We start from the raw sequence: 12759 nt of genomic DNA on the forward strand, positions 1-12759 counted from the left end.
AGCGAGCCGTGCGAAGAAGTGCCCGCCGAACAGCGCGGCGCGGCCCTACGGAATGAGGACCGGCTTCACCACCCGGCCCGCGTCGCAGTCGCGTTCGGCCTCGTTGATGTCGGCCAGCGGGTACGTGCGGATCAGCTGGTCGAAGGGGAACCGCCCGGCCTGCCACAGCCCGGTCAGCCGGGGGATCAGCAGCGCCGGGACCGCGTCCCCCTCGCAGATGTGGGAGATCTTCCGGCCCCGGTCCAGGGTCCCCGGTTCGAGCGGCAGATGGGTGTGCAGCCGCGCCACCAGGCCCAGGTGGCCGGTCGGACGCAGCGACCGGAGCGCGTCGTTGATCAACCGGGCGGAACCCGTGGTGTCCAGGGCGTACTGAGCGCCGCCGTCGGTCAGCCGCTGGACGCGGCCGGGAAGGCCGGCCGACGCGGCGTCCAGCGGAACCGCACGGAACCGCTCGGCCTGGGCCAGTCGTTCCGGGTGCCGGTCGACCGCCACGACGAGAGCCCCCGCGGCGGTGGCGGCCATGACCGCGGCCAGGCCCACCGCCCCGGCGCCGAAGACCGCGACAGTGTCACCGGGGCCGACGCCGAAGGAGTTGATCACCGCCCCGGCGCCGGTGAGGAAGCCGCAGCCGAGCGGGCCGAGCAGTTCGAGGGGGAGGGAGGCGTCGACAGGCACCGCGTTGCGGGCCGGGACCATCGCGTACTCGGCGAACGCGGACTGGCCGAACCACCGGGGCGCCAGCGATTCCCCGGCCCCGTCGGTGAACCGGGCCGCGCTCTCGGCGCGCCCCCCGAAGAGGTTGAGCGCGGCGAACCGGTCGCAGTAGGCGGGGGCCCCGCCCAGGCAGCTCCGGCACCGCCCGCAGGAGTCGAAGCTCAGCACCACATGGTCACCGGCGGTCAGGCCGGTGTCCGGGCCGCCCGTCTCCACGACCACCCCGGCCCCCTCGTGGCCGAGCACCGCGGGCAGCGGCGAGCGGCCCGCCGAACGCCGGACGGCGAGATCGGTCCGGCACAGTCCGCAGCCCGCGATCCGGACCAGGATCTCGCCGTCGGCCGGCCCCGCGCCCAGGATCACCTCCTCGACCGCGAACGGGGCCTCGTAACCGCGCAGTACCGCCGCGCCGAACCTCATCGTCAGGCCTCCCGGGGACGGTGCACGACGAACGGTCTCAGGTTCCCGTACAGTCCCCACGGCCCGCCCGCGACGCCGAGGCCGCTCTCCTTGGCGCCGGCGAAGGGCTGGGCGAGGGACAGCTCGGCGTGGTGGTTGATCCACGCCGTCCCGCACTCCAACCGGTCGGCGACCGCCTCGGCCCGGTCCAGGTCGGTCCCCCAGACCGAGCCGCCGAGTCCGAAGCGGGTGGCGTTGGCCGCCTCCACGGCTTCGTCGAGGCTTCCGTACGGCAGTACCGGCAGGACCGGACCGAACTGCTCCTCCGTCACCACCGGGCTGTCGGGCCGGACATCGGCCAGGACCGTCGGGGCGTAGAAGTAGCCCGGCCGGTCCAGCCGGTGGCCACCGGCCACGGCCCGGGCCCCGTCCGCCAGGGCCCTGGCCGTGTAGCGCTCCACCCGGGCCAGTTGGGCGGCGTTGTTGAGCGGCCCCAACTCCGTGGCCCGGTCGAGACCGGCTCCGACGACCACGCTCTTCGCCCGTTCCGCGAGGGCCTCGACCACCCGCGCGTGGAGCCGGGCCGGGGCGTAGACACGCTTGACCGCCATGCAGACCTGCCCGCAGTTGCGGAACGCCGCCCAGAACAGCCGGTCCGCGATCCGCTCCACGTCCACGTCGTCCAGCAGGACGGCGGCGTCGTTGCCGCCCAGCTCCAGGGTGACCCGGGCGAGGCCGGACGCCGCCCCCACCGCGACGGACCGCCCGGCGGCGACCGAACCGGTGAAGGTCACATGGCGGATCCCCGGGTGCGACGCGAGGCAGGCGCCGAGCGGTTCCCGCCCGGTGACGACCGTCAGCACGCCCTCGGGGAGGGCGGCGGACAGGACGGACCCCAGCAGCCGGGTGGCCAGCGGCGTGAACGGGGACGGCTTGAGCACCACCGTGTTGCCCGCCGCGAGCGCGGGCGCGAATTTCGCGGAGGCGAGCTGGAGCGGGAAGTTCCACGGGACGATGGCGGCGACGGGCCCCAGCGACCGCCAGCGGACCTCGCTGCGCACCGCCCGGCCGTCGGTGATCGTACGGGGCTCGGGGACGCACTCGGCGAACCAGCGCAGGCGGGCCGCCGTACGGGCGACCTCCGCGTACGACTCGGCCAGTGGTTTGCCCTGCTCACGGGTGAGCAGGGGAGCGAGGTCCGCCCCGGCCCCCTCCACGGCGTCGGCCGACGCGAGCAGGGCGGCGGTGCGGCCGGCCGGGTCGGCCCGCCAGCCCGGCCAGGCCTCCTGGGCGCGGCCGACCACCGCGTCCAGCTCCTTCGCCTGCTGGTCGGGAACCTCGCCGAAAGGCTCGCCCGTCGCCGGATCGAGGACGGTGAAACGCTCACCGAGGGGTGCGGGACCGGGGCGGTGCGGCTGCGGCTCCACGCCGGCGGTCAGCTCGCGGCCGGGGTGGCCGCGAACTCCCGGGCATGCCGGTCCATCTCCGCCCGGAAGGCGGCCACCAGCCGCGGCTGGATCCTCCCGGTGTCGCGGTCGCCGCCCTCGCAGACCGCCCCGCGCACGCCCACGATGTCCGTTCCGATACGGGTCAGCGTGGCGAGGTCCGCCGCTTTCACGCTGCCCGCGAGGGCGGCGAGCAGACCGGCCTCGTGGGCCAGCCGCACGAACTCCGCGCAGGCCTCGGGCGGCACATGGTCGAACAGCCGGGTCCCGTCCTTGACCGCGGTGTCCAGCATGGCCGCGTCGGATCCCGAGCGGCGGGCGATGTCGGGCAGCGCGAGCGGGTTGACGCAGCCGATCCGGTGGGCGTCCGCGTACCCCGAGGCGACGACGAACGCGTCGGGCCGGTAGTCCTTCACGGCCCGGACGACCCCCCGCATGACGTCGATGGCCTGGCCGGGCGTCGTGCAACCGTAGAGGCCGACCTTGATGTAGGTGGCTCCGGAGACAGCCGCGCCGAGCGCCGCCTGGGCCACCGTGCCGGGCTTGTACGGAACGTCTCCGACGGTGGCGGACACCGGCTTGTCCGCGGGGACCACTCCGCGGATCTCCCTGATGACCCACGGGAAGTTCGCGCCGAGTGACCCCTCGTCGGGCTTCTTGACATCGACGATGTCGAGGTGTTCCGCCGCCTTCGCACACGCGAGAGCTTCCTCGACGCCGTCCGGGGAGATGAGAAGCAGCAACGTGGATTCCTTCCACCGAGTGTTCACCCGCCGAACGGCGGGTGCGCGGAGCAGCGGGGATCTGGTGCGGTCGGCTCATCCTCGCGGCGCCGCACGGACCCCGGCAGGGCGTGAGGGATGGCGAAGGGGGCACTGCACCGGCCTGCTCACGCCCCCTGTGGCGCGCCGTTCACCTCGGCCTCCGCCGACGGAGTCAGCCGGTGAACGACGGGGCGTACCACGCAGCGCGACTCCAGCCGCCGGCGCCACACGCCTCAGTAAGCAGTGCTGAGTTCGGCAGAAGCGGAAGACGGTCGAGGTGTCCAGGCAGTTCTGGAGCCCTCGGACGTTCTCGCGGGCGACCGCGTACTGCTTGCCCTGCCAGAGCGGCCGGATCGGCAGCCGGCCGGGCTCCCCGATCGTCACCCGCTTTGCTCTGCCGTACCGGCCTGCGGCTAGTTTGGGTGCAGCACAGGTGAGCGGGCCCGTGATGGCAGAGAACGCACGGGGGACGGGAGGTCGGGAAGAGTGTCGCTGCGCGGAGGTGATCCGGTCGAGATCGGCGGTTATCCGCTGGAGGCGCGGCTCGGTTCGGGTGGCATGGGCACGGTCTTCCTGTCCCGTACGAGCTCGGGGCGGCCGGTCGCGATCAAGCTGATCCACCAGCAGTTCGCGGGGGACGACGAGTTCCGCATCCGGTTTCGGCAGGAGGTGGCGGCCGCGCGACGGGTGAGCGGCGCGTTCACCGCCGCCGTGGTCGACGCCGCCCCCGAGGCCGAGCAGCCGTGGATGGCGACGACCTACATCGAGGGGCCCACGCTCACGCAGCGCATCGCCGAGGGGGGCCCGCTGGACGGGGCGGAGCTGAGGCGGCTCGCCATCGGGCTGGCGGAGGCGCTGCGCGACATCCACCGGGTGGGAGTCGTCCACCGCGATCTGAAACCCTCCAACGTCGTACTCTCGCCCGAGGGCCCGCGCGTCATCGACTTCGGCATCTCGCGCGCCGTGGACCAGCAGACGCTGACGATGACCGGGCGGGTCATCGGTACGCCGCCCTTCATGTCGCCCGAGCAGTTGCAGGCGCCGCGTGGTGTGGGCCCGCGGTCCGACGTCTTCTCCCTGGGGACGCTCCTGGTGTACGCGGCGACGGGTCATGGGCCCTTCGACGCGGACAGCCCCTACCTGACGGCCTACCAGGTGGTGCACGAGGAACCGTCGTTGGACGCCGTTCCGGAGGCTCTGCGGGCGGTCGTCGAACCGTGCCTGGACAAGGAGCCCGAGGGGCGCCCCTCGGCGGACGAACTCCTCGTGCTGCTGCGGGACCTGCCCGCCGAACTCGGCGAAGCCAGGACCGGCGGCCCTGGTGCGGGCCGCACCCGCGACATGAACACGCAAGCTCACCTCGCGACGGGAGGCACCCCGGCGCGGACCGCCCCGACGGACCCCGGCACCGGAAGCACCGGCGGCGCCCTCGTCGGCGGCCGTCTGCGCGGCCGCTGGCGGCCCGTGCTCGCGGCGGTGGTCGCGGTAGCGGCGATCGGCGGCGGAGTCGCCGCGCTGACGACGGGCGGCCTCGCCGGGAGCGGAGGCGGCACGAGCCCCGGTGGCGCGGGCACGGGGCAGAGCACGGCGGTACCGGCGGGCGCGCTTCCGGACGGCTTCGAGCCGTGGCGCGCCACCGTGCCGGGCGGCCGCGAGGACATCCCCGACGAACTGCGGTGCGTCGCGCGCGGCGACGCGCTGTTCTGCGGGGGCGGCGGCGTCGTCGCGACCCGTATCAGGGCCCACGACGGGTCCCGGGTGTGGACGGCGAAGAGCCCGGGCGTCCCCGTCCAGGGCATGCACATGGTGGGCGCCACCGACGACACGGTGCTCGGCTACCGCTTCGCCGCCGAGGACGACCCCGAGGGCCCTCGCAGCGAGGTGGTGGCCCTCGACGCCGCCAGCGGCCGGGAGTTGTGGTCCGCACCGTCCGGCGCCCAGTCGACGGCCGTCACGGGCCGGACCATGGACGCCGTCGTGGTCGGCTCCGCCGTGGTGACGGTCGACGCCTCCAACTCCCGCTTCGAGGCCCGGGACGCCCACAGCGGTGACGCCCTCTGGACGACACCGTTCCCCGCCGGCACCCAGTGCGCCCCCGTCCCGCTCCGACCGCGGCTCCTCGCGATGTGCGCGGCCGACGGGGAGGTGGACGACCTCCAGGTGCGCCGTCCCACCCTGCGTACGCTCGCCCTCCCCTCCGGGACTCTGGGCAGGCCCGTCACGGTCGACGGCCCCGTCGTGCCGGTGGGAGCGGCCCGCGGCGGGCTCGTCCTCCTCTCGAAGCGCTACGAGGGAACGGCGCCGGCGGGGTACGACGGAGTGGCGCGGTTCGACCCGGCCTCGCGGAAGGTCACGTACGCACGGTTCGACAAGGTGTACGCGGGCACGGCCGGCATGGCGGACGGCACTGTGTACGTGAGCGGGCAGGCCGGTCTCGTAACGGCGTTCGACTCCGCGACAGGGCGTAGGAAGTGGTCGCGTCAGACGGGTGTGGAGGGTGCGTCGGGCCCCGTGGCGGCAGCCGGCGCGCTGTACTTCAGCTCGGCCACCGGCCGGGTGGTCGCCCTGTCGCCGAACGGCGGCAAGCCGCTGTGGACGACGGATCCCCGGGTCGACGGTCTGACGGGCGAGCAGGACGCCAGCCCCCGCGTGACCGTCGCGGGGCGCGCGGTGTTCGTGGCCGCGGCCACGAACACCCTCTTCGCCTTCGACGGACAGAGGCCGCCGAGATCGGGCTGACCCCGGCGGCCTCCCGCCCGCCCCTCCCCTGTGGGGGCGGGCGTCAGGCCCGGCGCAGGACCGTGGCCTCGGTGCCCCAGCCGAGCGCGATCGTCCGGTCGACACTCCAGCCCGACCGCTGCGCGAGGGCGGCGATCGCGGCGGAGTCGCGCAGCGGGCTGCCGGTCGCGGTGTACGCGTGCAGGGCCGCCTCGGCCGCGTGCGGGCTCAGGCCGTCGGGGCGGGAGGCCTCGACGAGGACCGCCGTCCCGGTCCATCCGGCCAGCCGCGTGAGGAGCTGGACGCCCTCCTCGTCGGTGCGGTGGGCGAGAGCCTTCGCGGCGACGGCGACATCGGCGGGGCCGGCCGTCCAGTCGATGCGCTCCGGTGCCGTGACGTGTCCGCGCAGCACCCCGGCCGGGGTGGCTTCCTCCGCGATCCGCAGCCGGGGCCGCCGCCCGGCGTCGTCGAGAGCGGCGACCACCGAGGCGCTGCCAGGACCGGTCAGGAGACAGCTCCCGACGTCCTCCCAGAGGGGGTCGGCCGTCAGGCCGGCCAGCAGGAAGACCAACTGCTCGCACTCCTCGACCAGTTCGCCGTAGCGGTCCGCGTCGTGGGTCACCGTGTCGTGCAGGGTGGCGCCCGAGGCGAGCCGCCAGGGCGGCGTGCCGTCCCGGAGCGCGGGAGCCAGGTGCGCGAGGGCGAGCAGCAGCTCGGCCTCGTGGCCGGTGTACTCCTCGCGCTCGTGGTCGTCCAGGAGCTCCTCGCCCGCCGGGCCCAGACGGAGCCCGGCCCCCCTGTCCGCGCCGACGACCACGTCGTACGCGGCGAGCAGCGGAAGCAGTACGCCGATCCCCGGCCCGGACACGCCCAGGCGGGTCGCGAGCGCCTCGGCGGAGAGCCCCGGCGCGTCGGCCACCGCGTCGACGACGCCGAGCTGCAACGCGGCCCGCGTCACCAGCCACGGCAGCGGCGACGGGATCCCGGCGGGGACCTGCGCGGCGGCGGCGTGGGCCGGGCCCGGTGCCTCCGGTGCGGCGGCCTCCTCGCGGTGCCAGTAACCCGTGATGTTCACGCGGTCCTTGGGGAGCTTCCGCTCCCGCTGGAGATACCGGCGTACCGGGAGCAGCGCCCGGCTCTCCGCGGCCGCCCAGGCGAATCCCTCGCCCGCCGGTGAAGGCAGTGTGCGCACGGCGGCGTCCAGCGCCGCCGCGTCGCCCGGCTCCGCGACCACCCACCTGACCGTGTCGCCGTCGCGCAGCGTCAGCTCCTGGCGTGCCGCGTCGTCCGAGACGGTGACCAGGATGTGCGCAGGGGCGTCGAGGGGACGTTCGTCGAGGAAGCGGCCGATCGCGGGCAGCGCCGTCTCGTCCCCGACGAGGAGGATCCAGTCCAGCCGTTCCGGCAGCCGGAGCGACGACTTGGGCCCGACGAACCACAGCTCGTCGCCCTCCCGCGCCGAAGCGGACCAGGCCTCCGCGGGCCCGTCGCCGTGCACGACGAAGTCGAGGTGGAGCTCTCCCACCCGATGGTCCACCCGCCGGGGCGTGTAGTCGCGGGTCAGCCGGTGTTCGGCCGGCGTCCACTCGATGCCGTGCGGCAACTGGGCGGGGAGCGCGTCCCGGACGTTTCCGTCCGCGGCCAGGATCAGCTTGATGTGGTCGTCGAACCCGGGTGCGGCGAAGGCGGGGTGAGCGGTCCCGTCGCGAGTGAACGCGGCGAGGTCCTCGCCGCCGAGCACCACCCGGCGCATCCTGGGTGTCACCTCGTGGACGCTGCGCACGGTGACCCGGCGCAGGACGAGGGGGTGCGTCGTGTACGCGCGCTGGGCGGCCATCAGGAGAACTGCTTCTCGATGAGGTCGAGCAGGGCCATCGACTCGTCGTAGTCGCCGCGCAGCACCCAGTACGGCAGGTCATAGGCCTGGTTCGCCTTGAAGGCGGGCAGCGCGCCGTAGACGGGGTTCTTCTTCAGGGTGGCGACGTCCGTCGTGTCGGCGTTGAAGCCCATCACGAACACGGACGGCTGGGTGATCGTCTGCCCCACCTTCTCGGTCGACAGCTCGAACATGTCACCGCCCTGCCCGTACACCTTGAAACCGCCGTCGGCGAAGACCGGCGCCGGTTCGATGCCGACCTTCTTCAGCTCGGTGGGCAGACCCACGCTCTCCACCAGACCGTAAGCGGTGCCGTCGCCGGTGAGGGCGAGGAAGGACACGGGGCCGGCCGGCGGCTTGATCGCCTTCTTCACCTCGCCGATCCGCTGGTCGTAGGCGGCCAGGTGCTTGTCGTAGACGTCGGCCTTGCCGAACACGTCACCCGCCAGGAAGGAGAACTGGCTCCGCCAGTCGCCGAGCTTCTTGCCCACGAGCACGGTGGGAGCGATGTCGGTGAGGTCGTCGTACACCTTCTCCGCCTGGAACAGCGGGAAGCCGATGCCGCCGCCGACGATGAGGTCGGGCTCCAGGGCGAGGATCGCCTCCAGGTCGAAGCCGTCGACGCTCCACGGCAGGAACGTCGTGCCGTCCGCCTTCGCCTCCTCCGCCCAGTTCGGGGAGAACTCGCCCTTGCCGTCGGCGTCCTCGGGAATCGTGGCGTGCACCGGCACGTCGAGGTCGTAGAGGTACCCGGCGAGGGCGTGGTTCAGCACGACCACCTTCTTGGGCTCGGCGGGCACCTTCACCTTGCCGTAGTCGGTCGTGACGGTTCGGGTCTTCGCGGCGGAGGACTTGTCCCCGTCGCCCGACGGGTCGGCGGCCGAGCAGCCGGTGAGGGCCAGCGCGGCGACGACCGCGACGGCGAGAAGGCGGGCAGGAGCAAACATGGGACCTCATGTGGCTGGGTAGGCTCGAATGTTCGAGCTGTTGGTAAGGTGAGGCTAACCTCGCTGGTTCCGCTGCGTCGATCCGCGTACGACATCGCCAGTGACGGACACGACGCGTCGCACAACGGGAGGCACGCTTGCCGACGACATCTCTCGGCACCGTGGTCGCCGAGAACGCCATTCGCTTTCTGGGGCACGACACGCACCGGCACGACGCGCCGCACCTCATCTACCTGGTGACCGGCCGCGCCCGCCTGTCCGCCGAGGGCGAGGAGTGGCGGCTCGGGCGGCACGAGGCCCTGTGGCTCGCTCCGCGCGTGCCGCACGCGCTGCGGATCGAACCGGGCGGCATGGCACTCGGCCCCCTACTCGACCCCGCTGACCAGCCACGATGCCGAGTCCAGCCGCTCGGGGCGGTCCCCGCGATCGTCGAGGTCATGACCACCACACTCGGTGCGGCGCCGACCACGCCGGAGCAGGTCGAGCCCTTCCGTCAGGAGCTGGGACGCGTCCTGAAGGGCATCTCCCGGCAGTACTTCCCGGTCGTGCTGCCCGTCCACCCCGCGGTGCGCGCACTCGCCCGCGAGGCCCTGCGCGCTCCCTCCACGACCCTGGAAAGACTCGCCGAACGACACCGGATGAGCCCCCGCCAGGTGCAGCGCGTCTTCCTCGACGAGACCGGACTGCCCTTCACAAGGTGGCGCAACCGGGCCAGGATGAACGCCGCCGTCGAACACCTCCGCGGCGGAGGCGAGCTGACGGCGGCGGCCAGGGCGGCCGGCTACGCGACCCGGGCCGGACTGCTGCGCGCCCTGAGCCGCGAGGCCGGGGTGCCGGTGAGCGCGCTCACCACCGACGCGGTGGGGGCGCTCGGCGGCCGCTGAACCGGGAGCCGGGCGGTTCCAGCAGTCCAGCAGTTCAGGTACGTCGATCAAGCACGGCACTCCGGCCTGTCCGGGTGACGGGTTGCCCAGGGAGAACAGATGGCACAGGCGCTCGCGCCGAAGACCGCGCCACCACCGGCCACGCCGTCGAGGTCGTCGCGTCGCAGGACCCGCCGACTCCTCGGCCTGGGCGTCGCCGTCTCCACGCTCCTCGTGGCGGTGGTGCTCAGCGTCGCGATCGGCTCGGCACTGCTCCCCCTCGACGTGGTGTGGCAGGCGCTGACCGCCCCCGACGGCTCGGCCTCGCACGCCACGATCAGCGGCGCCCGCGTGGACCGCACGCTGCTCGGCATCGTCGTCGGCGCGTCCCTGGGCGTGGCGGGCGCGCTCATCCAGGCGCTCACCCGCAATCCGCTCGCCGACCCCGGAGTGCTCGGCGTCAACGCCGGCGCGAGCTTCGCCGTCACCCTGGCCGTGGCGGTCTTCGGCGTCACGCGCATCGACCAGTACCTGCCCTTCGCCTTCGTCGGAGCCGTCGTCGGCTCGGCGGTGGTCTACCTCGCCGCGAGCGGCGGGCGGGGCGGCCCCACACCGCTGCGTCTCACCCTCGTGGGGGTCGCCTTCACGGCGGTCCTGCTCGGCGTCTCCGAGACCCTCGCCCTGATCGACACGGAGACCTTCGACCGTATGCGGTTCTGGGGAGCGGGCACCATCACCGACCGCCCGACGGGCACCGCCGCCGACATCGCGCCCTTCGTCCTGGCGGGACTGCTGGCCGCCGCCTTCTGCGCGCGCCCGCTCAACGCGATCGCGCTCGGCGACGACGCGGGGCGGGCCGTCGGGCTGCGCGTCGGCGCGACCCGGTGCGGTGTGGTGATCGCGGTGGCGCTGCTGTGCGGTTCGGCGACGGCCGCGGCGGGTCCTCTGATGTTCGTCGGCCTCATGGTGCCGCACGCCGTGCGCTGGCTCACCGGCCCCGACTGGCGCTGGGTCCTCGTCTACTCCGCCGTCCTCGCCCCGGCGATCGTGCTGCTCGCCGACGTCCTGGGCCGGTTGATCGTGATCCCGTCCGAACTGCAGGTCGGCGTCATGATGCCGCTCATCGGCGCTCCCGTACTGATCCTGCTCGTGCGCGGAAGCCGGGTGAGGGAGCTGTGAGCGGGGCATTCGTCCTCAGGGCGGGGCCCCTGAGCCTGCGAGCGACCCGCCGCGGGGTCGCGGTGTGCGGACTGCTGTCGGCCGCGCTGCTCGCCCTGGCCCTGTGGGCGTTCACCCTCGGCAGCTACGCGCTGAGCCTCGGCGACCTGGCCTCGGTCATGTCCGGCACCGCCGGGAACAGCGTCCGCACCGTCGTCCTGGAGTGGCGGGCGCCGCGCATCGTCGCCGCCGTACTGTTCGGGGCCGCCCTCGCGATGGGCGGCGCGGTCTTCCAGTCCCTGACCCGCAACCCGCTCGGCAGCCCCGACGTCATCGGCTTCACCACCGGCTCCTACACCGGAGTCGTCGTCACACTGCTCGCGGGTGCGAGCAGTTACTCGGCACTCGCGGCGGGTGCCCTCGCCGGCGGGCTCGTCACCGCGCTGGCCGTGTATCTGCTGGCGTTCCGGCGGGGTGTGCGGGGTTTCCGGCTCATCATCGTGGGGATCGCGGTCGGCGCGCTGCTGTCCTCGGTCAACACCTGGTTCTCGGTCAAGGCCGACGTGGACACCGCGCTGCGGGCCGCGGTGTGGGGCGCCGGTTCGCTCAGCGCCATCGGCTGGCCCGCCGTGCTGATGGCCTCCGTCCTGCTGGCGCTGGTCGCCCTGGCGGCCCCGGTGGCGCAACGCCGGATGCGCTGGCTCGAACTGGGCGACGACACGGCGGCGATGCTGGGCGTAAGGGTCGAGCGTACGAAGCTGCTGCTGGTCGTCCTCGGCGTGGCCGCGACGGCCGCGGTGACCGCCGCGGCGGGACCCATCGTCTTCGTGGCACTGGCGGCGCCGCAGATCGCCCGCCGCCTCACCGGCCGAGGTACCTCCGTCGACCTCACCGGTTCGGCACTCGTCGGCGCGCTGCTGCTGCTCGGCGCCGACATCGCGGCGCAGCACGCGATCGAGGGCGTGGTGCTGCCGACCGGCGCGGTCACCGTGTGCGTCGGCGGGGCGTATCTCCTGGTGCTGCTGGTGCGGGAGTCCCGACGGGGGTGGTAGCGCCCGGCCCCGGCGGGAGGAGGGCGGGGCAGAGGTCCATCGCCGACGGACCGCACGGTGTCACCGTTCCCCCGCCCCGATCCCGGTCAGCTCGTACCGGATCTCCCGGGCGTCCGGGCCGGAGCCGGAGGGGGCGGCCGTGGGGTCCTGCCGCCAGCCGCCCTTCCGGTAGAAGCCGCGACCCCGGGTGTTGCGTTCCAGCACCCACAGATACCCGGCCCGTGTGCCCCGCTCGGCCCAGACGGCCAGCGTGGAGCGCATCAGGCTGCGTCCGACTCCGGTGCCCCAGCACTCGGGCCGGGCGTAGAACGCGTACAGCTCCTCGACGTCGGGTCGTTGCCCGAGGTCGTCGTCGCGGGCCGGGCCGAAGGACGAGAAGCCTAGGATCCGCCGACCGTCGTCGTGGACCAGCACATGGGTTCCGCCCGTGGTGCCGGCCCTGATCCGGTCGCGCCAGAAGCCGGTGAGGGCGGCGGTGTCGAGAGCACGGAGCTCCGCCGCCGGCAGGATTCCGGCGTAGGCCGCGCGCCATGCGGCGACCTGGAGCCCGGCGATCTGCTCGGCGTCTTCCTCGCGTGCGTGCCGGTCACGCCGGGGGACTGACCGGTCGTGCGCACCCATGGCCGACACGTGTACTCCCTGAGGTTCGGGGGTTGCCCGGCGCCCGGCGCCGTATGCCGGCCGCCGCGGTCTGTCGCGGCCGTCGCGGCGGGCGGCCGGACGGTGCTGGTCCGCCTCCGGCGCGTGCCGGCCCCGGCGCGCCGCGCGCATCCCGCCCTGCGCTGCGCGGTCGGCACCGGCGCCCTGATCACGCCCGGCTCCC

10 protein-coding genes are annotated in these 12759 nt (G+C 74.0%); 4 read left to right on the top strand and 6 right to left on the bottom strand.

Annotation, left to right across the window (positions count from 1 at the left end):
- Positions 1 to 45: 45 nt before the first annotated feature.
- From D581_RS0114685 to D581_RS0114695, 3 genes are read right to left on the bottom strand one after another with little or no spacing between them, the layout of a single operon-like run.
- Positions 46 to 1134 carry an NAD(P)-dependent alcohol dehydrogenase gene (locus D581_RS0114685; RefSeq protein ID WP_018957974.1) on the bottom strand — a complete coding sequence of 363 codons (1089 nt, stop codon included), beginning with the start codon at positions 1132 to 1134 and terminating at the stop codon, positions 46 to 48.
- Positions 1135 to 1136: 2 nt separating this feature from the next.
- Positions 1137 to 2540: an aldehyde dehydrogenase family protein gene (locus tag D581_RS0114690; protein WP_018957975.1), complete on the bottom strand. Its 1404-nt coding sequence runs from the start codon at positions 2538 to 2540 to the stop codon at positions 1137 to 1139.
- Positions 2541 to 2548: 8 nt separating this feature from the next.
- On the bottom strand, positions 2549 to 3301 hold the full coding sequence (locus D581_RS0114695) for a (5-formylfuran-3-yl)methyl phosphate synthase (protein ID WP_018957976.1): 753 nt from the start codon (positions 3299 to 3301) through the stop codon (positions 2549 to 2551).
- Between the two features lie 507 nt (positions 3302 to 3808).
- Between D581_RS0114695 and D581_RS0114700 the strand changes: the two genes are divergently transcribed.
- Entirely contained in the window at positions 3809 to 6061 is a 2253-nt protein-coding gene (locus tag D581_RS0114700; protein ID WP_018957977.1) for a protein kinase domain-containing protein, read from the top strand.
- Positions 6062 to 6104: 43 nt separating this feature from the next.
- Here the strand turns inward: D581_RS0114700 and D581_RS0114705 are convergent, their stop codons facing one another.
- Positions 6105 to 7877, bottom strand: coding sequence for a siderophore-interacting protein (locus tag D581_RS0114705; RefSeq protein WP_018957978.1), 1773 nt, complete (start codon positions 7875 to 7877; stop codon positions 6105 to 6107).
- Positions 7877 to 8863: an ABC transporter substrate-binding protein gene (locus D581_RS0114710; protein WP_018957979.1), complete on the bottom strand. Its 987-nt coding sequence runs from the start codon at positions 8861 to 8863 to the stop codon at positions 7877 to 7879. Before D581_RS0114710 ends, D581_RS0114705 begins: the two co-directional genes overlap by 1 nt.
- 137 nt (positions 8864 to 9000) lie before the next feature.
- Here D581_RS0114710 and D581_RS0114715 point away from each other — a divergent pair, with 137 nt between their 5' ends.
- From D581_RS0114715 to D581_RS0114725, 3 genes are all read left to right on the top strand, one after another.
- On the top strand, positions 9001 to 9747 hold the full coding sequence (locus D581_RS0114715; RefSeq protein ID WP_026290520.1) for a helix-turn-helix domain-containing protein: 747 nt from the start codon (positions 9001 to 9003) through the stop codon (positions 9745 to 9747).
- A gap of 99 nt (positions 9748 to 9846) precedes the next feature.
- Positions 9847 to 10905 carry an iron chelate uptake ABC transporter family permease subunit gene (locus D581_RS0114720; protein ID WP_018957981.1) on the top strand — a complete coding sequence of 353 codons (1059 nt, stop codon included), beginning with the start codon at positions 9847 to 9849 and terminating at the stop codon, positions 10903 to 10905.
- Positions 10902 to 11936 (top strand): FecCD family ABC transporter permease, encoded by a 1035-nt coding sequence (locus D581_RS0114725; RefSeq protein ID WP_026290521.1) that lies wholly within the window; start codon positions 10902 to 10904, stop codon positions 11934 to 11936. Before D581_RS0114720 ends, D581_RS0114725 begins: the two co-directional genes overlap by 4 nt.
- A 60-nt stretch (positions 11937 to 11996) precedes the next feature.
- Here the strand turns inward: D581_RS0114725 and D581_RS0114730 are convergent, their stop codons facing one another.
- Positions 11997 to 12557 (bottom strand): GNAT family N-acetyltransferase, encoded by a 561-nt coding sequence (locus D581_RS0114730; protein WP_158688605.1) that lies wholly within the window; start codon positions 12555 to 12557, stop codon positions 11997 to 11999.
- Positions 12558 to 12759: the final 202 nt, after the last annotated feature.

The sequence above is a fragment of the Streptomyces sp. CNB091 genome, assembly GCF_000377965.1.

Excerpts from the sequence above, each read along its gene's own strand:
- D581_RS0114685 (WP_018957974.1), bottom strand. The coding sequence starts at position 1,134 with ATGAGGTTCGGCGCGGCGGTACTGCGCGGTTACGAGGCCCCGTTCGCG.
- D581_RS0114705 (WP_018957978.1), bottom strand. The coding sequence starts at position 7,877 with ATGGCCGCCCAGCGCGCGTACACGACGCACCCCCTCGTCCTGCGCCGG.
- D581_RS0114710 (WP_018957979.1), bottom strand. The coding sequence starts at position 8,863 with ATGTTTGCTCCTGCCCGCCTTCTCGCCGTCGCGGTCGTCGCCGCGCTG.
- D581_RS0114720 (WP_018957981.1), top strand. The coding sequence starts at position 9,847 with ATGGCACAGGCGCTCGCGCCGAAGACCGCGCCACCACCGGCCACGCCG.
- D581_RS0114730 (WP_158688605.1), bottom strand. The coding sequence starts at position 12,557 with ATGGGTGCGCACGACCGGTCAGTCCCCCGGCGTGACCGGCACGCACGC.